We start from the raw sequence: 26560 nt of genomic DNA, 5'->3' as shown, positions 1-26560 counted from the left end.
AAAGTTCAATCGCCACTCGGGCTTAACCAAAGTCCACTGAGTTTCACTCAACGGACTTTGGTTTTATAAGGACAAGCCGCTATGCCTCACGACACTCCCCTGATCGCTACGATTGTTGTTGGTCTGTGTCTGGCCTTTCTGTTCGGGGCTATCGCCAATCGCCTGCGCATTTCTCCGCTGGTGGGTTATCTCCTCGCCGGTGTTCTCTGCGGCCCTTACACTCCGGGTTTTGTTGCCGATCAGGAACTGACACTGCAGCTTGCTGAAATCGGCGTCATCCTGCTGATGTTTGGTGTCGGCCTACATTTCTCCGTCAAGGAACTGTTGTCGGTCAAAGCCATCGCGGTTCCGGGAGCGCTGGCGCAGATTTTTGCCGCAACCGCTCTTGGCACCGGCCTCGGCCTGATTATCGGCTGGGATCTTACCGGCTCTGTGGTTTTTGGTCTGGCACTCTCCACTGCATCGACCGTTGTGCTGCTGCGCGCTATGCAGGAACGCCGCCTGATGGAAACCGATCGCGGCCGCATTGCCGTCGGCTGGCTGATTGTTGAAGATCTGGTCATGGTGCTGACACTCGTATTGATGCCAGCCATTGCCGGTCTTTTACATGGCAATTCCGGCACGGTTCCGTCAGACCCGATTGCTTCGTATCTGGGGCTTGGCATTACCGGTATTATCCTGCTGACACTGATCAAAATCGCGGTCTTCATTGCACTGATGCTGATTGTCGGCAAAAGAGTTGTGCCATGGGTGCTTGAGGTGATTTCCGCCAGCGGCTCGCGTGAACTCTTCCGCCTCGGTGTGCTGGCCATTGCGCTTGGCGTGGCCTTTGGCGCTGCCAACCTGTTTGGCGTTTCACTGGCACTGGGTGCATTTTTTGCCGGTATGGTGATGAGTGAATCAGAACTCAGCCATCAGGCTGCCGAGGAATCCCTGCCGCTGCGTGATGCATTTGCGGTGCTGTTTTTTGTCTCGGTCGGCATGTTGTTCGATCCGATGGTGCTGATTAATAATCCTCTGTCCCTGCTGGCGACATTGCTGATTATTATGATCGGAAAATCCGCTGCCGCTTTTTTTATTGTGCGCGCGTTCAAACATCCGACGGGTACCGCACTGACCATCTCCGCCAGCCTTGCGCAAATCGGTGAATTCTCATTCATTCTGGCCGGTCTTGGCGTATCGCTGAAAATCATGCCGCCGGAAGCACGCGATCTGGTGCTGGCCGGTGCTATTCTTTCCATTCTCTGTAATCCGCTGGTCTTTATCGGCTTTGAAAAACTGCGCCCGTTTATTGAAAGAAAGCTTGGAGCGAAACAATCAGCAGATGTCACAGATCTCGACGCTGATGACGAAAACAGCGCGGCAGATGCATTCAGCACCTATACAACCACACAGACCGGCCACACGATCATTGCCGGTTATGGTGAGGTGGGCTCGCGTGTTGCAGCCAGACTGATTGAAGAAAAGCGCCCGCTCGTCGTGATTGAGAATGCCGAGAAACCAGCCACAGAATTACGTGAAACAGGTGTCGAAGTTATTCTCGGCAATGCCGCCGATGCAGATGCACTGGCCAGAGCCGGTCTTGCAGATGCACAATGCCTGATCCTCGCTCTGCCTTATGCATTTGAGACAGCGCGTGTTATTGCGCAGGCCGGCCAGATCAATCCGTCCCTGCATATTATTGCCCGTGCTGAATCGGTGGTCGAAGCTGATTATCTGCGTGATCTCGGGATTGGTACGATTATTCTGGCAGAAGAAGAAATTGCCCGCGGCATTCTCGGAAAAATTTCCGGGACAAAGACAGATTATGTAAAAAACTTGACAGAAACTTCACCTGAAGAACCCTTAAGTTCCATAAATTAATGATTAAGACATAAAAATCGTTAAAAGTGACGAAGTATAAAAACTGACAACATGTGAATACCTGTTACAAATGAGTGATGTGGAATCAATCAGCAGACATCCGCCCTTAAAAGACGGAATTCCGGTGATGACTTGTGTGACCACACCAACAACAAAAGGGTGTCATCTGATAGATGAAATGGAAAGATTACATCTGGCCGACAATCGGCATCGGCGCGGTTATTGTATCCGTATGGCTTCTGTATAATGAACTGCGCAGCATTTCTCTTGAGGATGTAATTGACAGTCTCGCGGCGATTACCCTGAAACAATGGCTGCTGAGTGCTTCCTGTGCATTGCTTTCCTATATGGCGCTGGCCGGTTACGACCGCATCGCGCTCAAGCATCTGCACAAAAAAATCTCATGGCTGTTTATCAGCCTGTGCTCTTTCACTGCTTATGCCCTGTCCCATAATATCGGTGCTTCGGTTATTTCCGGTGCGGTTGTCCGCTACCGTGCCTATTCTTCCAAAGGTCTTTCCGGTGCGGAAGTTGCCGTTCTGGTCGGTTTCTGCTCTTTCACCTTTGCGCTCGGCACGCTGATCCTCAGTGCTATTGTTCTGCTCGTTGAGCCGGAGCTGCTTCAGCGCTTTAACAATGATATTCCTGAAAGCCTCGCAATAGCTGCCGGTGTCGTCATTCTCGTATTGGTTGCGCTTTATGTATTTGGCAGCTTCATGCAATTGCGGCCTTTGCGCATCGGCTCAAAATTCCAGCTATCCTATCCGCGCCTGTCCGTTGTGTCATGGCAGTTGCTGATCGGCCCTCTGGAACTGATCGGCGCCGCTGGCATCATCTATTTCGCTCTGCCTGAAGTGAACCATCCGGGCTTTCTGATTGTGCTGGGTATTTTCCTGATCTCATTCTCGGCAGCTCTGATTTCCAATGCACCGGGCGGTCTCGGCGTTCTGGAGTTTCTGTTCATCACCGGCCTGCCAAATCTCAATCCGGCCGATGTGCTGGCGGCGCTGATTGTCTTCCGCCTGCTCTATCTGCTGATACCGTTCGGTATCTCTCTGATTGTCGTGCTGATTTTTGAGAAGAGTGAATTCTCCAAAAAACGCAAACTTGATATCAAGTCTTGAAAACAAAAAAGCCGCGAAACTTAAGTTTCGCGGCTTTTTCGTTAAGGGATGACACTCTTACGAATGCGCCCAGTCCCAATAGAGTTTGCGGGCTTTCTGCGCAACCGGACCATAGCTCAGTTGCTTGTCGTCAAAGCCGATCACCGGCACAACCTTGGAATGATTGCCGGTTGAGAAAATCTCATCGGCTTCACGGAAATCTTCAACCTTCAGCGTGGTTTCCGTTACAGACACACCATTATCACGCAGCAGACCGATTACGCGCTGACGGGTAATACCGTTGAGGAATGTGCCGTTTGGCGCAGGTGTAAACACTTCACCATCGCGCACCATGAACACATTGGAAGATGCCAGCTCGGCCACATTACCCAGCATATCGCAAACCAGCGCATTGCCGAAGCCTTTGGCACGGGCTTCACGGATCATGCGGGCATTATTCGGATAGAGGCAGGCAGCCTTGGCATCCAGCGGCATGGTCTCAATTGTCGGACGACGGAAACGTGTGGTGGTAATGGTGAAACCGGTTGGCTCGCCCATCGGAATTTCTTCCAGACACAGCGCAAAATCCGTGCTTTCGGCAGCAGGCAGAACCACATTGGCTTCGCCCTCTTCCGCCCAATACATCGGACGGATATAGACCGCAGCATTCTCGCCGAATTTTGTCATGCCCTGACGGCTCAGTTCCATGATTTCTTCAGGCGTATTCGTCGGTTTCAGGCCGAGTGCCTCTGCGGAGCGGTTAACGCGTGCGCAATGACGATCCAGATCAGGGATCACACCTTCAAAACCGCGTGCACCGTCAAAAACCAGCGAACCAAGCCATGTTGCCTGTGATGACGCGCCGAGAATGCGCACATCGCCTTCATGCCATTTGCCTTTATAAAATGTCCAGCTACGACCAATCTGGCCCATGTCACTTCTCCATATGCGAATCAAATTTGAAATCCGGCAGTCTGCTGCAAGCAAAATCCGGCCCGTGGCGACCAGCTGCATTTGTCCGTAACCGGCTGAGTTTATCAGCAATCTCCGGCAAGGTGGCAGCGTCAGCAACGCAGAACCACATTAAAATCCTCTCAGGGAAGTGCAACTCCCCAAAGATAAAAACTATTTTTTTAATTTATTCCGGTGCGCGGAAGCCTCAGTAAAATCAGCAGTCCATACATTTTAAACACAAAATCATTCCTAAAACGCATCAACTCCGCCATTTCCGGACTGTAATATATCTGTGTGACGTAAACGGAAGTCAGCCTTTTCAAGCCAAGGAAAACACACATCATTCTTACTGTGGTTTTATGATTTCAAGACCATTTCCCTGCAATGAGGCTGCAGAAATGCTTCATGCTCTTTGCGCAGGAGCTGCCGCAAAGGCTCTCATTCAACATTGTCACAATGCTAAATTAGTACCTGCACTATGCGACATTAATTGTATGGCAACTGCACAATCAGCTATTGCCCCCCTGCATTTCCTATGGAAAACTTGTTGCAACAAATTTCATAACAATAAACTGTGGGGAATAATCAATGAAGCTTACGCATATTGCATTCACGGCCTGCACCATGCTCGGCGGTCTGGCTCTCGCAGCCGGTTCTGCTCAGGCACGCGACCTTACAGTTGTCTCCTGGGGCGGCAGCTATCAGGACGGACAGCGCGAAATTTATTTCAAACCTTTTGCCAAAGAGCTGGGCAAACCGGTTCTCGATGAGAGCTGGGATGGCGGCTACGGCGTTCTGCAAGCCAAAGTCAAAGCCGGTGAAACCAACTGGGACGTGGTGCAGGTTGAAGCTGAGGAGCTTGAGCTTGGCTGTGCCGACGGTATTTATGAAAATATCAATTGGGAACAGCTCGGCGGCAAAGATAAATTCATTCCGGCAGCGGTTCATGATTGCGGCGTCGGCGCGATCGTCTGGTCTACCGGCATCGCCTATAATGGCGACACGATGAAAGATGCCCCGCAATCATGGGCTGATTTCTGGGACGTGAAAAAATTCCCGGGCAAACGCTCTTTGCGCAAAAGCGCCAAATATTCTCTTGAATTTGCGCTGATTGCTGACGGCGTTGCTCCGAAAGATGTTTATGATGTGCTGGCATCGCCGGAAGGTGTGGATCGTGCCTTCAAAAAACTCGATGAAATCAAGCCGCATATCGTGTGGTGGGAAGCCGGTGCGCAGCCGGTACAGCTGCTCTCTTCCGGTGAAGTGGTAATGGCCTCGGTCTATAATGGCCGTATCAATGCACTCAACCGCACCGAGAATAAGAATTTCGGCTTTGTCTGGCCGGGCAGCATCTATGCCGTCGACAGCTGGGCAATCATGAAAGGCACGCCTTTCCCGAAAGAGTCGATGGATTTCATCGCTTTCGCCAGCAAGGCCGACAATCAGGCCAAACTGCCTGAATATATCACCTATGGTCTGCCGAATATCGAAGCCGATAAATTCGTTGACGAAAAATACCGCAAAGATCTGCCGACCACACCGGCCAATATGACCGATGCAGCAGCCATTGGCGTGGAATTCTGGACAGATAATTCTGAAAGCCTGAACCAGCGTTTCAACGCATGGCTTGCCCAGTAAGCTGAAGTCAAAGACCGGCAATCATGTGACCGGTTATGCAGTTGTTCCGGAATTTGCATACCTTCCCCCGTAAGGATGCAAATTCTCCGGAACGGCTGCACTTCGCAGCTTAATTTTCCTGACTGTTAAGCAGTCATCGTTTCCCCGACTGCACGGCAGTCATTCGATTCAAAAGCGCATTTCCTGTTGCCGCCCCGCAGCAGACAACAGCAAACACTGTCCTGTTTGACTCCCGAAAACGGTCTGACGGTGCTTCGCTCCATTCGAGGTTTTACGCGTGAATAATCCCTTCATTCATTTTGACAAGGTGAGCAAAGCATTCGGCTCCCTGACAGTTGTAGATAATCTGGATTTAACCATCGGCAAAGGTGAGTTTGTCAGTATGCTCGGGCCTTCCGGTTCCGGCAAAACCACCTTGCTGATGCTGCTGGCCGGTTTTGAGCGCCCTACCGGCGGCACGGTCAGCGTGGACGGCAAGCGTATCGATCAGCTCCCGCCGCATAAGCGCAATATGGGCGTGGTGTTTCAGAACTACGCATTGTTTCCCCATATGACCATTGCCGAAAACGTGGCTTTCCCGCTGAAAATGCGCGGGCTATCCAAGTCTGAAATGCAGGATCGTGTGAAGCGTGCATTGGATATGGTGCAGCTTGGCACCATGCTGGAGCGCAAACCTTCGCAGCTTTCCGGCGGCCAGCAACAGCGTGTGGCACTGGCACGTGCTCTGGTTTTTGAACCGGAAGTGGTGTTGATGGACGAGCCGCTCGGCGCGCTCGACAAGCAATTGCGCGAACGGATGCAGCTCGATATCCGCGAATTGCATCATCGTCTCGGCCTGACCATTGTTTTCGTGACCCATGACCAGTCCGAAGCGCTGACTATGAGCGACCGCATTGCCGTGTTCAATCGCGGTAAGATTGAGCAGATTGGCACGCCGTCACAGATTTACGACCATCCGGCCACACAATTTGTTGCGGAGTTTATCGGTGAAACCAATCTGATCGACGGTAAAGTCTCCGGCATCCACAATGGCGAAACCCAGATCCGCCTGAACAATGGTCAGGATATCCGTGTAGACGCCGAAGCACCGTTCCATGCCGGTCAGGATATCCGCCTGTCGCTGCGGCCTGAGCGCGTGCGGCTGAATACAGAGGAAAGTGCCGCCAATCATCTGACAGCAACCGTCAGCGATATTGTCTATCATGGCGACCATCTGCGTGTAGCGCTGGATTTTGCAGGCCAGAGCCTTGTCACCAAGGCCGACCGCAGTTTCCATAATTTGAAAGCCGGTGATCCGGTCACCTTATCTTTCCTGCCTGCGGATTGCTGGCCGATTGCAGTTCCTGCCCGTAATTCTCAGGTGGCGGCATGAATGAACTGCAACGACAACGGCTGAAATCTTTCGCACTGGTGGCACCGCTGGCTTTGTTCCTGCTGGTCTTTTTCATCATTCCGTTGGTGACGATGATGAAAGAGGCCATATCCGATCCGGTTGCCGCTAAAGCGCTGCCGCTCACGGCACAGGCTGTCAGCGACTGGAATCCGGAAGCACCGCCGACACCGGAAATGAAAGCCGCACTGGCGGAAGATATCCGCAACAATGATGATGCCCAGCTCTTCGGTGATCTTGTGCGCCGCCTCAACAGTGCGCAACCCGGCTTCCGCACATTGATGAGCAAAACCCGCAATCAGCTGACCAAGCTTGAAGAGCCGGTTGATTATGCCCAGATTGATCTCGTCACCATCGACAAGAAATGGGGCGAACAGCAATACTGGCAGGCCATTGCTTCAGCGGCTTCAACCACGCTGACAGACCGTAATCTGCTGGCTGCTGTGGATATGGAGCGCGACATCTCCGGTGAAATCCGCTCTCTGCCATCCGATGCCTCTGCCAATGTCACCATTATGGTGCGTACCTTCATCACTGCACTCAGCGTTACCATTGCCTGCATTCTCATCGGCATTCCGTTCGCTATGGTTGCAGCCTCTGTTGAAGGCTGGAAACGCCAGCTACTGCTCGGTGCAGTACTGCTGCCACTCTGGACTTCGCTACTGGTACGTACGGCCGCATGGTTCATCCTGTTGCAGGATCAGGGGCTGATTAATAATGCGCTGATCGCAATCGGCATTACCAGCGAACCGCTGGCACTGATCTTCAACCGTACCGGCGTAATTATCGCCATGACCCATGTGCTGCTGCCCTTCATGGTGCTGCCGGTGTTCAGTGTGCTGATTGGCATTCCGAAAAATCTGATGCCAGCCGCCGCTTCACTCGGCGCACATCCGCTGCGTTCTTTCTTTCATGTGCTGTTACCATTGATTATGCGCGGCGTGGTCTCCGGCTCGCTGCTCGTCTTCATGACAGCGCTTGGCTATTACATCACCCCTGCTCTCATCGGCGGCGCTAAAGACCAGCTCATCAGCTCGGTCATCGCGTTCTACGCAATGGGCGCTGCAAACTGGGGCATGGCCGGTGCGCTCGGCATGGTTCTGCTGATTGCAACCATTCTGCTCTATACGATCTATATGCGTCTCTCGACCGAGAAGGAGGTACGTTCATGAACGGCTTCAAACTCCTCAAACTTCTGTTTGGCGCAGCGGTCGTATTCTTCCTGCTGGCACCGCTGGTGGCAATCCTGCCACTGGCCTTCACCAGCGGGGCGTTGCTCGGCTATCCGATGGAAGGCTATTCCACACGCTGGTTTCAGGAACTGGTGCAGGCGGACGCATGGCGCAGGTCGATCATCAACAGCCTGATTATCTCTGTCGGCACCACGGCACTGGCAACAGTACTGGGCACCGTCGGAGCGCTGGGGCTGCGCGGCAATCAGTATTCCTTCGTGTTCAATTCGATCAAAACAGTGTTTCTGCTGCCGATGGTCGTACCTGCTGTGGTGCTCGGCGTGGGCATGCAGCTGATGTTTGCGCAATATGACCTGCTCAACTCCTATATCGGCGTAATTATCGCCCATACGGTTGTGGCAGTACCATTCGTGGTCATCAATGTGCTGGCTGTGCTGCAAAGTGTTGACCGGCGCGTGGAACAGGCGGCTGCGAGTCTTGGAGCACCGCCCCATATAGTCCTGCAAAAAGTAACACTGCCGCTGGCAAAGCCCGGCATTATTTCCGGTGCGGTCTTTGCTTTCGCAACCTCGCTGGATGAAGTGGTGCTGACTTTGTTCGTCGCAGGTCCGAACCAGCGCACATTGGCACGACAGATGTTCTCGACCATCCGTGAGAATATCAGTCCGGCTATTGCCGCCGCTGCATTCGTTTTCATTGTCGGTACAATCTTGATTGCACTGGTGATGATCCTGACACAGCGTAAAGCAGCTGCGCAGCCGCAATAAAATAAACAATTACAAAAAGATAAAAGCCGCCTTTGAATCAATTTCAGAGGCGGCTTCTCTATTTTTTTAATCAACTTGTTTGCGTTCCAGCCAGACTTTCAGCACCAGTGTCAGCAAAGCCAGTACCGCCAAAGTTGAAGCCGCGGCAAATGCGCCAACTGTGTTCTGATCCTGAAACAGCAGATCAACCTGCAAAGGCAGCGTGTTGGTTTTACCGCGAATGGCACCAGACACGATAGATGTCGCACCATACTCGCCCATAACCCGTGCATTACACAGCACGGCACCATAGAGCAGTGCCCATTTGATATTCGGCAGCGTCACATAGAAGAAGGTTTGCAAGCCACTGGCACCAAGTGACAATGCCGCCTCTTCATCCTCACCGCCCTGCATTTCCATAAGCGGGATCAGCTCGCGGGCAACAAAAGGGCTCGTTACAAACAGGCTGACCAGAAAAATCGCCGGAACGGTGAACATGATCTTGAGATCATAACTCTCCAGCAATGGCCCCAGCATCCCCTGCGCACCATAGAGAAACAGATAGGCTGTACCGGCAATGATCGGCGATACCGAAAACGGTATTTCGATAAAGCTGATCAGCAAACGCCGCCCCGGAAAGCGGAAACGTGTGACCAGCCATGCCACGCAGACACCGAAAGCCATATTGATTGGCACAACCACAATCGCCGTCAACATAGTCAGCCATACCGCATGCATCGTATCCGGCTTGGTAATTTCTGCCCAGAAGCGCCCCATCCCGCTGCCAAAGGCTGCAGAAAAAATCACAGCCATCGGAATGCCGAGCACGATCAGCGACAGCACAACGGCCAGCCCGATCAGGAAACGTCGCCCCCAAAGTCTGCGTCGAAACTGCGGTGAAGTTTTTTCAGAAGCTAAAGCAGGAAAAGCCAAAATCGCCATATCAGTTTCGCTCCGCATAGCGCAGCTGCCGTGCCTGCATCAGATTGGTTATCAGCAGCATGGCAAAAGCCATCAGCAACATCACCATCGCCAGAGCCGCCGCTGCCGGATATTCATATTCGTCCAGCCGTACAAAAACGAGCAGCGAAGTCACTTCGGTTTTAAACGGCAGATTGGCAGAGATGAAAACAATCGCTCCAAACTCGCCCAAACCACGTGCAAAGGACAAAGCACTGCCCGCCAGAAAAGCAGGCAGGATCATCGGCCAGATCACATGAGCAAAAACCTGCAACGGATTGGCACCAAGCGTCTCCGCCGCCTCCTCCACATCATGATTCAGATCCTCAAGTACCGGCTGTACCGTGCGGATAACAAAAGGAATACTGGTAAAGGCCATCGCGATTATAATGCCCGCAGGGGTATAGGCCAGGTACAGGCCAAGCGGTTCAGTATATTGCCCGATCCAGCCATTCTTCGATAAAACAGTTACCAGAGCCAGACCGGCAACGGCGGTCGGCAGCGCAAAAGGCAAATCAACAGCAGCATCCAGCAGGCGCTTGCCCGGAAACTCATAACGCACCAGAACCCATGCCATCAGCAGACCAAACAGAGCATTAAACACCGTCGCGGCGGCAGAGGTGAGTATGGTCAGCTTGAATGTCGCCACAGCGCGTGGCGAACTGATAATCGCCCAGAAATCAACAAAGCCAAGACTGGCCGTTTTCATAATCAGAGCAAAAAGCGGCAGAGCCACAATCACCGTCAGATAAAGCAGCGTACAGCCCATTGTAATGCCAAAGCCCGGCATCACTGTTTTTCTGACTTTAAAGATTGGTCTTTTCATAACCGGTCTGCTCTGTATGAGATACGGGAAAAGCCGGCGCGCCTTTGAGGACGCACCGGCTGTCATTTTCAGGTCACGTTATTTGCCCGTGAACAGCTGATCCAGAATACCGCCTTCAGCAAAATGCTCTTTGGTCACATTTGCCCAGCCGCCAAATTCATCTTCCACACGCACCAGTTTCACCTCAGGGAAATTGGCTTTGTGCTTTTCAATGGTTGCAGCGTCATGCACACGGTTGAAATTGCTTGCGAGAATTTCCTGCCCCTGTGGTGCATAGAGGAAATCGAGATAGGCCTGAGCGATTTTACGCGAGCCGCGTTTATCGACAACCTTATCAACGATTGTCACCGGAAACTCGGACAGCAGGCTGATTGGCGGTACGACGACTTCATATTTATCTTTGCCCAGCAGCTTCTGAGTACCCAGCACTTCGGCTTCAAATGTCACCAGAACATCGCCAATACCGCGCTCGGTGAAAGTGGTAGTCGCACCGCGTCCGCCGGTATCAAACACCGGAACATTTTTGAACAGCTTGGTAATGAATTCACGAACCTTGGCATCATCCTTGTTAAATGCTTCACGCGCATAGGCGGTTGCCGCCAGATAGGTATAGCGCGCATTGCCGGAGGTTTTCGGGTTCGGGAAAATCACCTGTACGTCTTCGCGCACCAGATCGTCCCAGTTTTTGATCTGCTTCGGATTGCCTGCACGCACAAGAAACGCTGGGAGTGAATAATAAGGCGAGGAATTGTTCGGCAGACGGCTCTGCCAGTCCGCAGGGATCAGATTGCCTTTGTCATGCAGCACCTGCACATCTGTCACCTGATTAAAGGTCACGATATCGGCTTCCAGCCCTTCGAGAATAGAACGGGCCTGTTTGGAGGAACCGGCATGAGACTGATTGACGGTGAGTGTTTCACCGGTCTGCTCTTTCCACACCGGAATAAAGGCTGTGTTGACCTGCTCATACAGCTCGCGGGCAATGTCATAAGAGACATTGAGGATTTCTTTCGGATCCTCAGCCTGTGCCGCAGTCAAAGAAGTTCCCAAACCGAGCACAAGCCCGGCCGCTAACAGAAGTTTTTTCATGAAATACCCGCCGCCTGTGTCTTTGCCTGAGGCAAATGATTGGAGTTATCTATAGCTCCAAAGATTAAGCAGCAGCCACATGAAATCAATACTAAATTATTGATTTAAATAGATAATTTACTTTTAGAAACAAAATCAGAAATCTATGATACGTCAGAAAAAGAATGAGCAAGATTTTGCTAGCGAACATTCATATGACGCAATTTGATTTCCGGAACATGCTTGAAAAATCGCACTTTGCGGAAGGTTTTACCAAATACCGCGGTGACGCCAGCAGCCGAACTTTTCGGATTGGTTAGGTGCAAGGCGGCTTTGGCGTCGGCGCTCAATGGTCTTCTCGTCCTGAGAGATTTCCTGCCAGAATTTTTGAAACGCCTGACCGCGCTGCTTCATTATTCCCTTCAGAGACTGAAATAGAGCCATGAATAACACTCCTGTATTGTCAGATTGCCAGCGTTTCCCAAAAAGTGTGAAACGGTTTTCGGGTAAGATACGCGCAGAAACAAAGAGACAGAGCATTTCCTGTGATCAAGATAAACTGGAAATGCTCCAGAATTAACATTCCGTTAATGTCTGCCAATGCAGTGCTATTGTCAATAATCCCATTAATTTTATGTGATTTAAGATTGCTAATTTGGCGCTAAACAACAAAAAACCGCTACATTGCTGCAGCGGTTTTTCATTCAACATCAATAAGATGGAGGCTTACTTATTGCGGATTGTCTGCAAACCGTCATTCCAGACTTTCAGTTCTGCCAGAACAGTCTTTGCACTGGCTTCAACCATTTCAGTCGCAACAAATTCACCGTTCTCATTCAGGAACTGCGGATAATTCGGCAGCGGAATACCTTCCGGCAGCGGCATCATACGCAATGTGCTCAGATGCGAACGGGCAACCTGTGCGGAACGCAAACCGCCGGACACACCGCCATAGCTCATAATAGCCGCAGGCTTATAGTTCCATTCGGTATTGAGGAAGTTCACCGCATTGAAAAATTCAGCCGGCGGGGAATAGTTATACTCCGGAATCACAAAGACAAATGCATCACCGGCATCAATGAGCTTGCTCCATTTTTTGGTATGCTCATGCTCATATTTCTGCGCGCGCGGATGTGTGGCTTCATCAAAAAACGGCAGTTTAACTTCAGCCAGATCAACCAGCTCTGCATCAAAATCAGAATTTGCAGCTGCAAAATCATTAAACCATTTGGCAAATTTATCGCCATGACGCGCAGAACGTGTTGCACAAATGATTGTATAAAGCTTTGGCACGGATATTTCCTTTTTCAGCTGAAAAACAGACAGGCATAACTGCCCCCTCTTTTCAGCCACCTGTTAAAAGTGTTTCAGAAAAACTGCAAGTTATCTCCTGCGACACAGTGTTCACAGAATAGGACAATGCATTTTATATAAAAACGCCGCACCAAAAATGATGCGGCGTTTCTCTCTTATCAGTCAGCCAGCTTAAAGATCATAAGCAGGCAAAGCTGTGATTTTGACTTTGGCGATGTTACGGCGTTCCATGGTCAGAACCTCGAACTCAAAACCTTCGGCAGTGAATTTTTCACCACCTGTCGGAATATGTCCGAGATGCCAGAGAACAAAACCGGCCAGTGTCGTATAGCGGTCATCCTCATCCACAAGGTCACGATCCAGAATACCGCTCAGACGGCGGATATCTGTAAAGCCATCGACAATCCAGACACCGTCTTCAACGGTCTCGACACTCGGAGCATCGCCATCTTCATCCGGAAACTCACCGGCAATGGCCTCAAGAATATCCGTCGGCGTTGCAACACCTTCGAAAGAACCATGTTCATCGACGATAACCGCCATCTGCACCGGAGAACCGCGCAACTGCTCCATAACCCGCAGCACATTGCTGTGTTCATGAACAACCAGCGGCTGTTTCATAGCACTCTGCCAGTCAATCGGTGCGGAATCCGCCAGATAAAGCAGCAAGTCTTTTGTCAGCGCCACACCGACAAATTCATCGACCTGACCACGGGCAAGAATGACACGCGAATGAGCAAACTGGCGCAATTCATTGCGAAGCTCTTCTTCACTCGCATCCAGATCCAGCCACTCCACCTCATTACGCGGCGTCATGATGGAGCGCACCGGACGATCAGCCAGATCCAGCACGCCGCGGATCATTTCCTTCTCTTCCGGACGGAACACATCTGCCGCAGCAGTATGTTCCGCAATCACGTCAACAGTTTCCGACAGAGCATTGTCGCTGCCGCGACCACCGCCAAGAAGGCGCAGCACGGCACCGGCAGTGCGTTCACGCAGGTCATTGGTCGTCACGCGTTTTTCACGGTTGTGACGGCCGACCTGATTGGCTGCTTCGATCAGGATCGAGAAGCCGATTGCCGCATAGAGATAGCCCTTAGGCACGTGATAACCGAAGCCTTCAATCACCAGACTGAAACCGATCATCATCAGGAAGCCAAGACACAGGATAACCACGGTCGGATGTTTGTTGACGAATGTCATCAGCGGCTTGGAAGCAACCATCATCACCGCCATAGCAACGACAACAGCAATCATCATCACCGGCAGATGCTGCACCATACCAACAGCGGTAATTACGCTATCGAGCGAGAACACGGCATCAAGAACAACGATCTGCGCAATAACCTGCCAGAACACCGCATGAACCGGATTACCTTCCTTGACGGCATTTTCACCTTCAAGACGCTCATGGAGTTCCATCGTACCTTTGGCAAGCAGGAACACACCACCGACGATCATGATGATATCGCGGCCGGAGAAACCAAAGGAGAAAATGGTAAAGAGCGGCTGTGTAAGCGTTACGATCCACGAGATCGAGGCCAGCAAACCAAGGCGCATCAAAAGCGCAAGCGCAAGGCCGAGCAGTCGCGCTTTATTACGCTGGCTCGGTGGCAATTTACCGGCAAGAATAGAAATAAATACGAGATTGTCGATACCAAGAACAATCTCAAGAACAATCAGAGTAACCAAGCCTATCCAGGCATTGGGATCGGCAATCCATTCCATGGGTTGTCGTTTCCTAGAATTTCTGTTGCGGGATGCGGTTGCAAGCCTGTTTTTGGCCAGCCAAACGCGCAAGCACTGGTTCGGCACTGAATCCGGTTACAAAAAACCGTGTCAGTTCCGTTCCGCTACCGGTTTTGAAATCAGATAACCGGACATGCTTATTGGCAGCGTGATTTCCTGCTGATCGTGCAGGATCAGAGATCCCTTTTTTCAGAGCCGCTTCAGGCACCTGAAACAAGGTTTGATACATCACCGAGAAAAACAGAAGGATTTTATCCCGCGGGCCGGTCTCCTTTGCAGAAAACAGGCGGGCGATGACAGCTGCAGCACCGGCAGTCTTATCACGCAGAAATTGTACAGGACGGGAAACATGCACAACCGGTGGAACAGAGGTCTGATATGTCAAAGACCTGTTATGTCTGCCAGCGGCGTGCAGGAAAATTGTGTTTCGGATTGTTACCGGTTCGGAGCGGCAACAATCCGGAATAGACGAATCGTCAGAAGTATCTTCCGGCATCGGAGTTTTTAAAGACCCATTTTAGGCGCAATTTGCGCGGTTAAACATTTCATATTCAGCGTAAAGCTTTTAAAAATCAGACCATTGCACGTTAAACGGCTGTCTGTCGGACTGATAATTTGCATTTATAATGAATACAAATGCAAATCTAATCAAGTTCGTCCGGTGATTATTTTGCCAAACCTCTGGCAATGCGGCAACAATTTTACGTGGCTGTGTATATCAGACACTGCCCCGAAACTTATGACAGGAACTATTATTCAGCCGGTGTTGCAGAGATTTTACTCTTCGCGGCACCGCGTCTGCGCTCATGTTTCGGGCGTGCACGCATAAAGCGAACACCAACAATACTGACAACTGTCGCCAGTACTGTAAGAGCAACAGCCATCCACACCCAGTCAGTGCCATCGAGACGTGCAAAAATGCCCGCACCTTTACCGGCCAACCAACCTGGCAGGATCATAACCGGCGCCCAAACCAGCGCGGAAGTAATATTAGCGGTCTGAAAACGCTTCTGATCCATGGACATCATGCCCGCAACCAGCGGCACGGTACAACGCACAGGGCCGAAGAAACGGCCAAAAAACACGGCAGCAAAACCATATTTGCGGAACAGCAGGCGTGCCTGCGCAATATGGGAACGATATTTGTTCAGCGGCCACTGGTGAATAACACGGCGTCCGAGCCACCAGCCGAGCAAATAGGAAATAACATCACCGATAACAGCACCGATAACAGCGCCGATCATGACGGGAATAGGATCGATAATACCGGCCCCGACCAGACCGCCGATCGCCAACATGATTGGTGTTGCCGGAATCAGCATACCGATCACAGCCAGAGACTCACCAAATGCTATCAACCCGACAATCGGTCCGGCCCAAGCCTGATTGGCCGAAATAAACTGCCCGAGATCGCCGATAAAACCGTCCATTGAACCCTCAGATCATGCAAAGCATGAAAATTTCCGCGCTGCTTCGCCATCATTCCTGTAAATGATTAATACTGCCCGGAAGGCGGATTAACCAGAACCATAGCAAACGCTATGCCAGTTTTTTTGCGCCTAATTATGGCACAAAGACAAAACTCTGATGACAAAACCAGTCAGCAGCAACAATATTCAGCAGTCTGTATAGCTGTTAGATTATTAAAAATCCGATATGCAGGCTGAAACTTAATTCAGCGTGATATACCTATATGTCTGCAATGCAAACTATATGTGCAATGATTTATCACGTATCAAGGCTATTTAGCCGCCTGTTTTGCGGTTTATGAACCGAAACATCTTAGTCAGGCGTAAAAGCACAATCCGGATCAGTCACTTGCCTGCCTCACATCACAAGACATGAAAACTGCACATTTTTTTCAAAAAAATAATTTCATGACTAGACAGGCCGTCGGCTCCACTTTATAGAACCGCTCACTTACTGAATGATTATTCAGAAAAGTGGGTGCGTAGCTCAGTCGGTAGAGCAGCTGACTCTTAATCAGCGGGTCACAGGTTCGATCCCTGTCGCACCCACCAAATATTCTTAAAGCAATCCAAATACATACAGAATATTTTCAGTAAGGCGGGACACCGCCGAAACTGATTTTGTTGTGCTAGTAAGCCACTAGTAAGCCAAAATAAAAGCCCTCAAGCGGAGGACGCTCAAGGGCTTTGAAGATCATATTCTATTGGGGATAATCAAATTCCGCTTACTGTTGCGGCGGCAGTGGATTGAAAAGACCGCTTATTTAGCCAATCCTCAAGATCAGACCTTCGATATAAAATGCGCCGTGCCGACTGCCTTATGTATTTCGGCCCATGTCCTGACATGCGATAGCTGGCAAGAGTGTTCGTTTTCAGTCTCAAATAGTCGGCGGCCTCATTCGTGGTTAAAAGCTGGCTACTATTGTCCATATTCAATCCCCCTTAAAACCGCACGCCACTATTGCGGAGATCGTTGCGCAGATGGTTAATCCTCATATGTGCGGTCATCGTTCCGGCGTTCTTGACGAAATGCTCGATCATCATCGGCGCGGCATCATTTACCGCCTTTTGAATAATCTCGCTCGCGACGCGCTGGCCGTGTTCATCAAGCGTAACATCGAGCGCCGCGTCGATATGCTTGGCGACTGCCTTTTCGAGCAGGCCGGTGATCGCCTTGCCGACGTATTCCTCAAGCGGCGACGGTTTAATATCGCGATTGAAGCGATCTCCGGTCTGGCGCGGGGCTTTGAAATCGTCGATCGCCTTGGCGACGATCTCGCGCAGTTCTTCCTCAGGTATCCGGTAAGGCCGCCACCGATAACCACAGAAGCCAATTGAATACGCCAATCCAGCAAACCAAGTGCCGGAAGCGCCGCAGCGGTCAACCACGTCCAAAAGCGCTTTGATTTACGGAGTGGCTCGGAGATCTCCGGTACTGGAAGAACCTCATTCACTGGCGCTTCAATAACCTGCTCAACGCCATAACCCTCAGCAAATAGCTGCTTGTCATAGTCACGGGCATAATATGCAATGAGGTCTGCCTTATCCATAAAATTGACGATGCGCCGAGCATTACGGAAATCAGATTTTTGTAGTGTAATGTAATCAGAAAGCTTCTTGCCGACGAACCAGCCCTCAACCATACCAAGAATAAGGACTTCCGTTGCGTGAACGGAATCGAGTAACAGCTTAGGATTACTCACAAAATCGACAGATAGCTTGTCACTGGTCTTTCACATAATTCTCACGCCATATGATCTGAACATATCCGCGACCAATAAATGGCCAATATTTTTTTTAGTACGGAGGTATTTGTCACTGCCTTTTTCATTGATCGGCTTCATAGTATGCGCGGTCTCATGATACACAGTCGCCAGCACATAGGCGGACTGATTGCGCAGCAGACCATGTCTCAGACAAGCGGAAACAATCCGGCGAGTATCACCAAGATCAGGGTTCATCTGATTTTTCCTGATAGATAGTTACAAAAAAGCCCTGCTCGACAGCAGGGCTAAGATTACGTTTCTAGCATTATAGAGTTCCTCGGAAAGCTAATAACACAAAATCCGCGTTCTACAGTTTCACAGCGGAATTCCCACCATCCACGAACAATCCAGAGCCAGCAACAAAACTAGACATTGGGGACGCAAGAAAAAGTGCCGCTTTAGCAATTTCTTCCGGTTGAGCAATACGTTTCATAGCATGTAACTTGGCAGCCCACTCTTTCTGAGCTTCATCACCCGCCATAGCTGTATCCGTTCCCCCGACCATTAATGCATTTGCCCTGATACCTTGATCTGCGTAGTCTGCCGTTATTCCCTTCACCAGTCCCATGAGCCCTGCTTTTGCCGCAGCGTAGGCACTCATACCGGGAAGCCCAACAGAGGCTCCAACAAAACTGGACGTAAAAATAATAGAGCCGCCTTTGCGGTCGAGCATAGCGGGTATCTGAGCGCGAGCACCAAGAAAGGCGGATGTAAAGGTTACTGAAATTGTTTCATTCCACTCAGCAAGTGTAACTTCTGAAAGCGGCTTAACAGGCCCAATTATTGCAGCATTATTAAAGGCAATATCAAGGCCGCCAAATGAGCGCAACGCTACTTCGATAAGCTCCTCATGTGTATATTGCGAACTAACATCACCTACGACAATCTGAGCTTGCCCGCCTTGAGCGCGAATAGTTTCCGCTACCTCTCGCAGCCCCGTCTCTCCGCGAGCATTTAATACGACTGAAGCGCGTTCTGCACTAAAAAGCAATGCAGCAGCACGGCCAATCCCCGATGAGGCACCGGTAATTATAGCAACTTTATTATTTAATAACCCCATTGATTGTCTCCTTTGTGGGAGCCATTCATAGGAATGATAAGCATAACCAGACTATGCATTTCTTATTTTTAAATTTTAGTTTTTTTGCCCCACCTCAATGGAATGCACAACACCAACAAGTATTGGGGAATGTGCGGTTAACCGCAAACCACTTAGCCAGGGCGCAAGAAGGTGAAACTTGAGCCAAGCCATAACCTCGCCAGCCCCTCGCCTGATCAGCAAAGCACAAACCGCTAATTATTGCGGCGTATGCCCATCGGCATTTGCGCATTGGGTTAAACAAGAGGCACTCCCTAAACCAGTCCATGGTACAAACCGATAGGATATTAAAGCAATCGATTATCGCCTGGATAAGCTTGCCGGCATCCCACTCACAACCCAAACACCCGAACTAGAATTTGATAAAATGGAGGCCAAAATTGACGCGCGTATTGCTCAAAGTCGTTCACAAGGTAAAAAAGCGCCTCGCTGAAGGATCCGTACGCGTTTATTTTTATGCTTGGCGTGGTGGTCCATTACTGAAAGATATTGAAGGTCGACCACTTCAACCGCATGAGCCTGAGTTTCACGCTGCCTATGCAGAAGCTTGTAAAGCACAAGCAAGAGCGCCGGTGCCCCCTCTCCTACCTGATTAAAGAATATTCCCGTTCAGCCGACTTCACATCAAAGTCCGATAAAATCAAACATGCCTATATTCGCTTTCTTACTGAGATCGAGGACATATTCGGGGATCTCACGCTGAAATATATTCAGTCGCCACGCGCACGAGGCAAGTTCAAGTAATGGTGCGATACCATGGCTCACCGCCCACGCACAGCAGATTATGCATGAACAACACTGGCACGTGTACTATCATTTTCAAAAGATCACGGAATGATCAGCGTGAATGTCTGCGAACGCGGTGGACGGCTATACAAAGCTGATCGAGCCGAAAGCATCTGGACACCAGACGATATCGCTCGCTTTATGAAGGTAGCTTCAAAGCCCATGCAGATGGCACTCATGATGGCTTTGTGGACAGGTCAGCGCCAAGGCGATTTGCTGGCGTTCAAATGGTCGACCTATGATGGGAAAACACTTCGCATTAAGCAAAGTAAAACCGGTGCACGGGTGAGCATACCTGTCCGCCAGCCACTACAAGAGTGGCTCAAACAATCACAAAAGCATGACGCAACAATATTGGTAAACAGCCGTGGCAATCCATGAACTGAAGACGGCTTCCGCACATCATAGGGCAAAGCATGCGAAAAAGCCGGCATAGCCGACCTTACGTTTCACGACATTCGTAGAACTGCAGTAACCCGCCTTGCACTGGCTGGCTGCAACACCAGCCAGATAGGCGCAATAACCGGACACAGCCTGAGAGATGTGAAGAGTATCTTGGATACTCATTATATCGGTGAACAACAGGAATTTATGGAAATGGCAATGAGGAAGTTAGAAAAAACTCACAGTTGATACATCTTGACAAGGTAATCCACCAATACCCATAAGGGATCTTTCCTGGTTGTACGTCCAGAACCACTTTGTGGTAAATTTTGCGACATATGTTTGTAAACTTAATGCCATTTAATTGGTTATATCATAAGTCACATTTGAGAAGTCTCCTCGGGAAAGCGCTTCTCGCTTGATAGTAAGAACAAGAGAATAAGTATCCCCCCATACCCAACCCTGCATTTGGCTTGTCGGTAGTTCCAACAGCACTTCAGTATCCGTATTGGGCCCGTAAAGCGTATAAATATGCCCTTCTGGGGCGTGCCCCATTGCCCCGTGAAAACCGTTGGTCTCTTCCCTCCAAATTCGCTCCATCTTCCTTCGACCTGCCGAGTGCAGATTAGATGGGTCTTTTGTGTAAGCATTGATGGAGTGCCAATACAGCATAGATGTGTAATTAGCCCACCACCTAGGTAAACTAGGAGACAATGTAGGCATTTCACTCAGCGACGAACGTTGATATTCCAAAACGCAATACCCCTCATCATCGTCCTTCAGATACTGATCTTCATATGTCGGAAGGTTAGCAATCTTGGGGAGAAGAGAAGCAACCGCATCATGGTCAAACCTGTATTTACAATTAACAAGAAGACTTTCAACCTTATAGAATTCCTCAAGGCTCTGGAACGCCATCACCTTGGTTTGCTGCATCCAGACTGCATCGTGTTCGCGGAGTTTTTTCATGGTCGGGAAACGACAAATATGCTTCACTTGACTAATAAAAAACTCTTCCAAACTGTCGAGCAACGCTGATAGTGTGAGAGGATCAAATGGATAATTTTCGGGATTAGCAAGGTCAGGCTTCTCCCCCCTCCACACCGCATCGATATTGCGACTTGAAGCATTTAGCGGCCGGAGCTGCCCCTCTTCAATCCTTATTGGCCAACGAGGAAGTAAAGAGACTTTAAATTTAGTGGCATAGGCTCCATAGATCCCAGCCCAATGTGCCGACATTTGGCCTGGTCCATCACGCTCTTCACCTTCCCCATGAAAATGAAGAATTTTGGGTGCTGCCGTTTCAGGGTGCAGAAATACTACCAACCAGCCATCTCGAGGCCCTTTGCCCGCCCATACATTTTTCGGCAAGCTCGAAAGATTGATCTGGCAAGCGAAGCGTAATGGTGTCCCGTTGATCTCTGGCCAAGAGGCACTTTGCGGAAGTTTAGGTTTGCCACCGAACCAGCTATCCATCGGATTGGAACGTATCGGAATGATCGGCGTTAGAATAGCATTGGATCGGGATTACTGCCCATCATTACTTTGCGGTTTATGCATGACATGCTTAGGATGAACTAATTTACCAAACAATTTCAAAGCGTCTTCTCCAAAGCCCATCAACTTATTCAATCACGCGACTGTTCATCGTATTTTTAAACTTAAATTATAATGATAAATACTATATGAATATATTCTGTCATAAATTTTTTGATAACTTATAGAAAGAAACTCGCTTCAACATAGAAGTCCCGGATACAAAGCCAGCCGTAACGGTCACAACAAGCATGCACTAGCACTAACCTAGGATCGCCCTCTGAGGCGCAATGTCATATCATCATCGACATAAAATCTTGCGACACATATGGTTTGCAATTAGGTTCTAACTTGTTGAAATGTTTGGATGCAAAAACAGCCAATTGGGGATAACTACTTAGAAAATACAAATTGCAACATCCGCCTCTTAATCAGCGGATCCCAGGTTCGATCCCTGTCGCACCCACCAAGCTTTTCAATAGCTTAGTGGTTTCTCCCAAAGAAGGGAATAGTGCAGCTTAAATCCGAGCCACATGTTTTATTGTTACAGCGCTCATACCTGAATTACAGCAATAAATCCGGATCACATTTTTCATCCCTCTTCGTCGAGGGAATGAAGAGGCTCGTGCATCTAGGATTATATGCGGTTCGCTCCAATACGCGAGACATGTCCCTCATATATGTGGTCAGCTCATGTCAGTTATTGCGCAACAGGCAGCCCGTTAGAATAGGCCTCCATTTCATTCGCAAAAATCCAGTCCTGCGGGCAGCCGACATAATCCTTTTTATTGTCAGTCTGACAGCTGGCCATCGTCTTTTGATAGCTATCTGGAAGCGGCTCGGGCTTCTTGCACAATTCCTCGCCTTTGCATTCCGGCCCATGATCCATAGGCAGCGCTATGACGAAATATTCCATGTCTGTCGAATTCACTTGTGCAGCCGCTTGAATACATACCAATTGCTCAGGCGCCAGCATTCCCTCTGTCTTGCCTTCAGTACCGGTAGTCGCAACGCTTTTTCTCAAAGAAACCGGCTTATCGTTTATCCGGCCGAAATAAGGCGCATTAATACAACTTCCGTAAACGCGCACATTGTAATAGTCGCCGCTTTCGACATTACCGGCCAAACAATTATCCCTTTTATTGGCATCGCAGGTGATACCTGCGGAAGCCTGAAATTCAGCTTGCTCTCCGGCGGTCAAATCAGCGGAGTTTGCAGACGTAGCCAAAGCCTGAGAAGACGCCAAAGATACTACGCTCAGAACAATCGCAATTCCGCACAAAGATTTTTTAAAGCTATTCATTACTGCTGTGCCCTCACCGGCCAATTTCAAACTCAAAGCGGCTAAAGATGCAACAACACAAGCAACACAGCCTGCTTATGGAAACTGTCCTATGGCAATTTCATTCCGTAAATATAGTACCGTTCAGGTTATGCAGCGGACCACTTACTGCGATACATCGCGGGTGATCTTATTTTTGTTCAGGCAGAGAACAGTCATGACATTCCTGTCTTAACAGGATTTACTCTGATAAAGAGGCTGGATAATCGGAGCAGACGTTGATTACACAACAACAGATAATATCATTGATTGCCTCATTAATACTTATCCTGCTCTGTATTTAGCCCACACCCTCCATCAAAAGGCTAATATTGTACTCCGTTTAGCTAGCTTACTTAAGCGCCTCTACCTTGTTAACTGTCATAGGTATCAAGCTAAATGGAGAGAAAAATGATAAGGTTTGTTACAGCGACTTTCATTATTGTTTTTGCAAGTACAGCAATAGCGGCCGACAAGGCCAGTGTGGAAGAAGGTGCGCGTATCGCTGTGGTCGGCGGATGCCATGACTGCCACACAGAAGGCTTCGCTGAAAGTGGCGGTAAAATGGATCCCAAGAAAGCACTGCTAGGAAATCAAATCGGGTTTCAAGGGCCTTGGGGGACGACTTATCCCGCTAATTTGCGCATTACCCTCTCCAAAATGAGCGAAAATGAGTTCGTAAAATACGGACATACAATGAAAGCCCGTCCACCTATGCCGTGGTACGGAGTAAATGCCATGACTGACCATGAGTTGCGGTCATTATATCAATATGTGAAGTCATTTGGGGAAATTGGGCGTCCTGCCCCAGAATATGTGGAACCAAACCAGACACCCAAAACGCCGTTTATCGTCTTCGCCCCGCCCAATATGCCCGCTCAATAATCAGTAAATTCCCGCATCATAACCAATAGCACAGTTCGTCTATTTCCTTTGCCCCCACTAATCAGAGGGGCAAGGGTGCGCAATATCGTATTCACCAATTTTTCAATACTTAGTGATTTCTCGCAAGAACATAACAGCGTAGTTACATATAAAAACCGTGCACATTTATATGTAATTTTAGCGGCAGGCTCGCATGTTACAAAGCTCTGCAATTGTTATTTATTCCTGCCCTGTGGCTCCAGAAATTGCCCTTATTGCAACTGCAATTTCAGCAGCAATGCTTGTATTAAGCGGCAAAAGCGGACGTGGAAGTACAGCATCAGACAAAGACAGCTGATTAAGCATTTCATAAACAACACGCAGGCTGCCATGTTGTTGAAACAAAGACCAACCCGGCTGCAAAATCCCATTAAGTTTGTGTGCCAGCTCTGTATCTTTTCTTTCAGACGCCCGTGTTAGACTTACACAGAGCTCAGGAAAAACACCTCCCAAAACGCTATACCAAACATCCGCGCCTTTGAGCAAAGCTTCGGAGCATTTCCAGTCACCGCTATAGCCGCATGAGAACTCCGGCGGAACTGAAGCGCGTTGCTTCAGTATATGCTGCTCCACATTACTATCTGCAGGCAATGCATTTTTGATGCCGACAATCCCCGTCACTCTGGAAAGGCGGGTTATTAACGCATCAGAGAAGTTAAAGTGCGTCGTTCCCGGATTATCGTAGATACAGATCGGCAACTGACTATCTCTAGCAACACTAGCGTAGTGCTCAAAAACCTCGTCCTGCGTTAAACTTGTGTATGAAACAGGCGTTAATAGCCCTACTGTAGCCCCTAAAGACTTCGCATCCTGTGCAAGTTTAACGGCATCATCAGTCCGCAGAGCACTTACGCCGACAATTAGCGGAACCCTGCCTTTAATTTGCTGATGCGCTGCTTCTATCGCCTTTTTTCGCTCTGCATAATTCAGATACATATATGTACCTGTACTGCCGAGAAGCCCGATTGAATCGACCCCGGCGACAATTATTCTTTCGATTAGCGAACATAGGTTTTCTATGCAGACTTCGCCATATTCATTGGCAGGCGTGATCGGAAACGCAGAGAGACCGGTTAATACTGACATAAAATTTTTTGTACCTACCGGCTAAACCGCAGTTTTTTGTATGAGTATTTCACTGTTCGGTGCCATTTTCCTGATACCATTCACAAGCATATCCCCTGCTTCATCAAGAGCAGATGCAGGCATTGCTTTTAAACTTTCCAATATAAACCACATACGGCCTCCAGCATGATCAAGCCGCGTCCTGCCTCCTTGACGCCAGTTCCAGCGCCTGCATGTAACACCCAGATCATCACGCCAAATCACCTCCCCCGGTATCGGGTTCTCAATAACGTCCTCGCCGTTATTCTTAGTGTCAAAAATCTCGGTTCCTTCAGCAAGCATCAATTGAGGACGCCCTACATAGGCATCGTAATTTTCCCCGCCTACCGGCAGCGCATAGCGCAGGCTAATTGCATTATAGAGATCAACAACAGGATTGATTGCAGGAATGCGCCCCTCTTTCAAAACGCGCTTTCGAAGCGCCTGAGCAGAACATGGAGTGCGATTAGGCTTCGCACCAAATTTCAGATAAATGTCTGCCCAACCAGCCAGGTGATCCTCTGCCCATGATGGTCCGCCTGCCAGCACATAAGCACACGCATCGTCCAGAATAACTGGATCAGCCTCATTCATGACACCCGCCTTGGTATCGACATAGATGCTCAGCGCACGAAAATCCGGCGCTATTGCCATTACTTTCTCAGAAATAAACGGGGCTACAGGCATTCAGTTAAACTCCGGTAATTTACTCACAAACCAATAAGAAGGCGGGCAGCAATTCCCCACATTACAAATGCAATAATTGCCTCAAGAACTCTCCACGCTGAAGGTTTTTCAAATAGCGGTCTCAACCACTTTGCCCCGTAACCAAGCGAAAAGAAAAATAAAAATGAAGCTAAGATTGCACCGGCAGCAAACATAAACTCAAAACCTGAAAACTGGGTCGAGATAGAGCCGAGCAGCATCACCGTATCAAGATAAACATGCGGATTGAGCCATGTGAGCGCGAAACAGGTTAGCACAGCTGCTTTTAAACTTTGCTTTTCAACAGAATTACCGGATGCAAGGGTTTCAGATGATCGCAATGCCGAGCGCATATTAGCCGCTCCATAGAATATAAGAAATGCGGCTCCGCCATAGCGCATGACCGGATCAAGCCAGGGCGCCATGCCGATAATCGTACCAAAGCCCGCTACCCCCAATGCGATCAGAATTGCATCGGACAAAGCGCAGGTTAAGGAAACGGCAAAAACATGTTCGTTGCGCAAGCCTTGCCGCAGCAGGAAAGCATTTTGCGAACCAATAGCAACGATCAGGCTCAGCCCCATCGTCATGCCTGTAATGAATACTGATAAGCTCATATCTGAATTTTAAACTCGGCTGGAATTGCAAACCGTGTTATC

At 49.5% G+C, this 26560-nt stretch carries 25 protein-coding genes and 1 tRNA gene; 10 read left to right on the top strand and 16 right to left on the bottom strand.

The window, feature by feature from the left end; all coding sequences use genetic code 11:
* Nucleotides 1-81: 81 nt before the first annotated feature.
* The gene (ybaL, locus tag BKD14_RS11980; protein WP_075656259.1) at nt 82-1863 is read left to right on the top strand and encodes a YbaL family putative K(+) efflux transporter; all 1782 of its coding nucleotides are present in this window, start codon (nt 82-84) and stop codon (nt 1861-1863) included.
* A gap of 173 nt (nt 1864-2036) precedes the next feature.
* Nucleotides 2037-2987 (top strand): YbhN family protein, encoded by a 951-nt coding sequence (locus tag BKD14_RS11975; protein WP_022709857.1) that lies wholly within the window; start codon nt 2037-2039, stop codon nt 2985-2987.
* A 57-nt stretch (nt 2988-3044) separates the two neighbouring features.
* On the opposite strand, the gene BKD14_RS11970 is transcribed toward BKD14_RS11975, so the two are convergent.
* Nucleotides 3045-3899, bottom strand: coding sequence for a branched-chain amino acid aminotransferase (locus BKD14_RS11970; protein WP_075656257.1), 855 nt, complete (start codon nt 3897-3899; stop codon nt 3045-3047).
* Nucleotides 3900-4544: 645 nt separating this feature from the next.
* Here BKD14_RS11970 and BKD14_RS11965 point away from each other — a divergent pair.
* The 4 genes from BKD14_RS11965 (at nt 4545) to BKD14_RS11950 (ending at nt 8908) form a co-directional block, all read left to right on the top strand.
* Nucleotides 4545-5558: an ABC transporter substrate-binding protein gene (locus tag BKD14_RS11965; RefSeq protein WP_028233375.1), complete on the top strand. Its 1014-nt coding sequence runs from the start codon at nt 4545-4547 to the stop codon at nt 5556-5558.
* A gap of 277 nt (nt 5559-5835) precedes the next feature.
* Nucleotides 5836-6930, top strand: a complete 1095-nt coding sequence (locus BKD14_RS11960) for an ABC transporter ATP-binding protein (protein ID WP_022709861.1) — start codon at nt 5836-5838, stop codon at nt 6928-6930.
* On the top strand, nt 6927-8120 hold the full coding sequence (locus tag BKD14_RS11955; protein WP_139316408.1) for an ABC transporter permease: 1194 nt from the start codon (nt 6927-6929) through the stop codon (nt 8118-8120). Before BKD14_RS11960 ends, BKD14_RS11955 begins: the two co-directional genes overlap by 4 nt.
* Nucleotides 8117-8908 carry an ABC transporter permease gene (locus tag BKD14_RS11950; protein ID WP_075656254.1) on the top strand — a complete coding sequence of 264 codons (792 nt, stop codon included), beginning with the start codon at nt 8117-8119 and terminating at the stop codon, nt 8906-8908. The genes BKD14_RS11955 and BKD14_RS11950 overlap by 4 nt, the downstream gene beginning before the upstream one ends.
* Before the next feature lie 66 nt (nt 8909-8974).
* On the opposite strand, the gene cysW is transcribed toward BKD14_RS11950, so the two are convergent.
* From cysW to BKD14_RS11915, 7 genes are all read right to left on the bottom strand, one after another.
* Nucleotides 8975-9847, bottom strand: a complete 873-nt coding sequence (cysW, locus tag BKD14_RS11945; RefSeq protein WP_225684924.1) for a sulfate ABC transporter permease subunit CysW — start codon at nt 9845-9847, stop codon at nt 8975-8977.
* The gene (gene cysT, locus BKD14_RS11940; RefSeq protein ID WP_075656252.1) at nt 9831-10673 is read right to left on the bottom strand and encodes a sulfate ABC transporter permease subunit CysT; all 843 of its coding nucleotides are present in this window, start codon (nt 10671-10673) and stop codon (nt 9831-9833) included. Before cysT ends, cysW begins: the two co-directional genes overlap by 17 nt.
* A gap of 78 nt (nt 10674-10751) precedes the next feature.
* A complete protein-coding gene (gene cysP, locus BKD14_RS11935; RefSeq protein ID WP_075656250.1) occupies nt 10752-11762 on the bottom strand; it encodes a thiosulfate ABC transporter substrate-binding protein CysP in 1011 nt (336 codons plus the stop codon).
* A 249-nt stretch (nt 11763-12011) separates the two neighbouring features.
* On the bottom strand, nt 12012-12155 hold the full coding sequence (locus BKD14_RS19325) for a hypothetical protein (protein ID WP_156831379.1): 144 nt from the start codon (nt 12153-12155) through the stop codon (nt 12012-12014).
* A gap of 312 nt (nt 12156-12467) precedes the next feature.
* Entirely contained in the window at nt 12468-13034 is a 567-nt protein-coding gene (locus BKD14_RS11930) for an NAD(P)H-dependent oxidoreductase (protein WP_245293628.1), read from the bottom strand.
* A 192-nt stretch (nt 13035-13226) separates the two neighbouring features.
* Nucleotides 13227-14786, bottom strand: a complete 1560-nt coding sequence (locus BKD14_RS11925) for a TerC family protein (protein ID WP_075656249.1) — start codon at nt 14784-14786, stop codon at nt 13227-13229.
* Nucleotides 14787-15559: 773 nt separating this feature from the next.
* Nucleotides 15560-16237, bottom strand: coding sequence for a DedA family protein (locus BKD14_RS11915; RefSeq protein ID WP_075656244.1), 678 nt, complete (start codon nt 16235-16237; stop codon nt 15560-15562).
* Between the two features lie 515 nt (nt 16238-16752).
* On the opposite strand from BKD14_RS11915, the gene BKD14_RS11910 reads away from it, so the two are divergent.
* Nucleotides 16753-16828 (top strand) — tRNA-Lys (locus tag BKD14_RS11910).
* 390 nt (nt 16829-17218) lie between these two features.
* Here the strand turns inward: BKD14_RS11910 and BKD14_RS19135 are convergent.
* The 3 genes from BKD14_RS19135 to BKD14_RS11890 form a co-directional block, all read right to left on the bottom strand.
* Nucleotides 17219-17671, bottom strand: a complete 453-nt coding sequence (locus tag BKD14_RS19135) for a hypothetical protein (RefSeq protein ID WP_075656240.1) — start codon at nt 17669-17671, stop codon at nt 17219-17221.
* 338 nt (nt 17672-18009) lie between these two features.
* A complete protein-coding gene (locus tag BKD14_RS19130; protein ID WP_075656238.1) occupies nt 18010-18237 on the bottom strand; it encodes a hypothetical protein in 228 nt (75 codons plus the stop codon).
* A 112-nt stretch (nt 18238-18349) separates the two neighbouring features.
* Nucleotides 18350-19102, bottom strand: a complete 753-nt coding sequence (locus tag BKD14_RS11890) for an SDR family oxidoreductase (RefSeq protein ID WP_075656236.1) — start codon at nt 19100-19102, stop codon at nt 18350-18352.
* Nucleotides 19103-19630: 528 nt separating this feature from the next.
* Here BKD14_RS11890 and BKD14_RS19545 point away from each other — a divergent pair.
* Complete coding sequence (locus BKD14_RS19545; protein ID WP_245293627.1) at nt 19631-19885, top strand: hypothetical protein; 255 nt, start codon at nt 19631-19633, stop codon at nt 19883-19885.
* Nucleotides 19886-19975: 90 nt separating this feature from the next.
* Nucleotides 19976-20308, top strand: coding sequence for a tyrosine-type recombinase/integrase (locus BKD14_RS19540; protein ID WP_245293626.1), 333 nt, complete (start codon nt 19976-19978; stop codon nt 20306-20308).
* A gap of 363 nt (nt 20309-20671) precedes the next feature.
* Here the strand turns inward: BKD14_RS19540 and BKD14_RS11880 are convergent, their stop codons facing one another.
* Nucleotides 20672-21787 carry a DUF1963 domain-containing protein gene (locus tag BKD14_RS11880; protein ID WP_075656234.1) on the bottom strand — a complete coding sequence of 372 codons (1116 nt, stop codon included), beginning with the start codon at nt 21785-21787 and terminating at the stop codon, nt 20672-20674.
* Nucleotides 21788-22547: 760 nt separating this feature from the next.
* Nucleotides 22548-23150, bottom strand: coding sequence for a hypothetical protein (locus BKD14_RS11875; protein WP_075656232.1), 603 nt, complete (start codon nt 23148-23150; stop codon nt 22548-22550).
* 429 nt (nt 23151-23579) lie between these two features.
* Between BKD14_RS11875 and BKD14_RS11870 the strand changes: the two genes are divergently transcribed.
* Nucleotides 23580-24053 (top strand): c-type cytochrome, encoded by a 474-nt coding sequence (locus tag BKD14_RS11870; protein WP_083647067.1) that lies wholly within the window; start codon nt 23580-23582, stop codon nt 24051-24053.
* A gap of 219 nt (nt 24054-24272) precedes the next feature.
* Here BKD14_RS11870 and BKD14_RS11865 read toward each other — a convergent pair whose 3' ends face one another.
* The 3 genes from BKD14_RS11865 to BKD14_RS11855 are packed head-to-tail and all read right to left on the bottom strand — an operon-like array spanning nt 24273 to nt 26518.
* The gene (locus tag BKD14_RS11865) at nt 24273-25178 is read right to left on the bottom strand and encodes a dihydrodipicolinate synthase family protein (RefSeq protein WP_075656228.1); all 906 of its coding nucleotides are present in this window, start codon (nt 25176-25178) and stop codon (nt 24273-24275) included.
* Between the two features lie 21 nt (nt 25179-25199).
* A complete protein-coding gene (locus BKD14_RS11860) occupies nt 25200-25883 on the bottom strand; it encodes a B3/4 domain-containing protein (protein WP_075656226.1) in 684 nt (227 codons plus the stop codon).
* A gap of 23 nt (nt 25884-25906) precedes the next feature.
* Nucleotides 25907-26518: a LysE/ArgO family amino acid transporter gene (locus tag BKD14_RS11855; protein WP_075656224.1), complete on the bottom strand. Its 612-nt coding sequence runs from the start codon at nt 26516-26518 to the stop codon at nt 25907-25909.
* Between the last annotated feature and the right edge of the window lie 42 nt (nt 26519-26560).

It is taken from the genome of Pseudochrobactrum sp. B5 (assembly GCF_001939785.1).
Classification (GTDB): Bacteria; Pseudomonadota; Alphaproteobacteria; order Rhizobiales; family Rhizobiaceae; genus Pseudochrobactrum; species Pseudochrobactrum saccharolyticum.
This window is presented reverse-complemented; position numbering and strand designations above follow the sequence as displayed.

What these genes read in the sequence shown, in the direction of transcription:
- BKD14_RS11875 (WP_075656232.1), bottom strand. Translation starts at nt 23,150, where the DNA reads ATGAATAGCTTTAAAAAATCTTTGTGCGGAATTGCGATTGTTCTGAGC.
- BKD14_RS11855 (WP_075656224.1), bottom strand. Translation starts at nt 26,518, where the DNA reads ATGAGCTTATCAGTATTCATTACAGGCATGACGATGGGGCTGAGCCTG.
- BKD14_RS11975 (WP_022709857.1), top strand. Translation starts at nt 2,037, where the DNA reads ATGAAATGGAAAGATTACATCTGGCCGACAATCGGCATCGGCGCGGTT.
- cysW (WP_225684924.1), bottom strand. Translation starts at nt 9,847, where the DNA reads ATGCGGAGCGAAACTGATATGGCGATTTTGGCTTTTCCTGCTTTAGCT.
- BKD14_RS11860 (WP_075656226.1), bottom strand. Translation starts at nt 25,883, where the DNA reads ATGCCTGTAGCCCCGTTTATTTCTGAGAAAGTAATGGCAATAGCGCCG.
- ybaL (WP_075656259.1), top strand. Translation starts at nt 82, where the DNA reads ATGCCTCACGACACTCCCCTGATCGCTACGATTGTTGTTGGTCTGTGT.
- BKD14_RS19540 (WP_245293626.1), top strand. Translation starts at nt 19,976, where the DNA reads ATGATCAGCGTGAATGTCTGCGAACGCGGTGGACGGCTATACAAAGCT.
- BKD14_RS11965 (WP_028233375.1), top strand. Translation starts at nt 4,545, where the DNA reads ATGCTCGGCGGTCTGGCTCTCGCAGCCGGTTCTGCTCAGGCACGCGAC.
- BKD14_RS11870 (WP_083647067.1), top strand. Translation starts at nt 23,580, where the DNA reads ATGATAAGGTTTGTTACAGCGACTTTCATTATTGTTTTTGCAAGTACA.
- BKD14_RS11955 (WP_139316408.1), top strand. Translation starts at nt 6,927, where the DNA reads ATGAATGAACTGCAACGACAACGGCTGAAATCTTTCGCACTGGTGGCA.
- BKD14_RS11865 (WP_075656228.1), bottom strand. Translation starts at nt 25,178, where the DNA reads ATGTCAGTATTAACCGGTCTCTCTGCGTTTCCGATCACGCCTGCCAAT.
- BKD14_RS11970 (WP_075656257.1), bottom strand. Translation starts at nt 3,899, where the DNA reads ATGGGCCAGATTGGTCGTAGCTGGACATTTTATAAAGGCAAATGGCAT.
- BKD14_RS11890 (WP_075656236.1), bottom strand. Translation starts at nt 19,102, where the DNA reads ATGGGGTTATTAAATAATAAAGTTGCTATAATTACCGGTGCCTCATCG.
- cysT (WP_075656252.1), bottom strand. Translation starts at nt 10,673, where the DNA reads ATGAAAAGACCAATCTTTAAAGTCAGAAAAACAGTGATGCCGGGCTTT.
- BKD14_RS19130 (WP_075656238.1), bottom strand. Translation starts at nt 18,237, where the DNA reads ATGAACCCTGATCTTGGTGATACTCGCCGGATTGTTTCCGCTTGTCTG.
- cysP (WP_075656250.1), bottom strand. Translation starts at nt 11,762, where the DNA reads ATGAAAAAACTTCTGTTAGCGGCCGGGCTTGTGCTCGGTTTGGGAACT.
- BKD14_RS11950 (WP_075656254.1), top strand. Translation starts at nt 8,117, where the DNA reads ATGAACGGCTTCAAACTCCTCAAACTTCTGTTTGGCGCAGCGGTCGTA.
- BKD14_RS19325 (WP_156831379.1), bottom strand. Translation starts at nt 12,155, where the DNA reads ATGAAGCAGCGCGGTCAGGCGTTTCAAAAATTCTGGCAGGAAATCTCT.
- BKD14_RS11915 (WP_075656244.1), bottom strand. Translation starts at nt 16,237, where the DNA reads ATGGACGGTTTTATCGGCGATCTCGGGCAGTTTATTTCGGCCAATCAG.
- BKD14_RS11925 (WP_075656249.1), bottom strand. Translation starts at nt 14,786, where the DNA reads ATGGAATGGATTGCCGATCCCAATGCCTGGATAGGCTTGGTTACTCTG.
- BKD14_RS11880 (WP_075656234.1), bottom strand. Translation starts at nt 21,787, where the DNA reads ATGGATAGCTGGTTCGGTGGCAAACCTAAACTTCCGCAAAGTGCCTCT.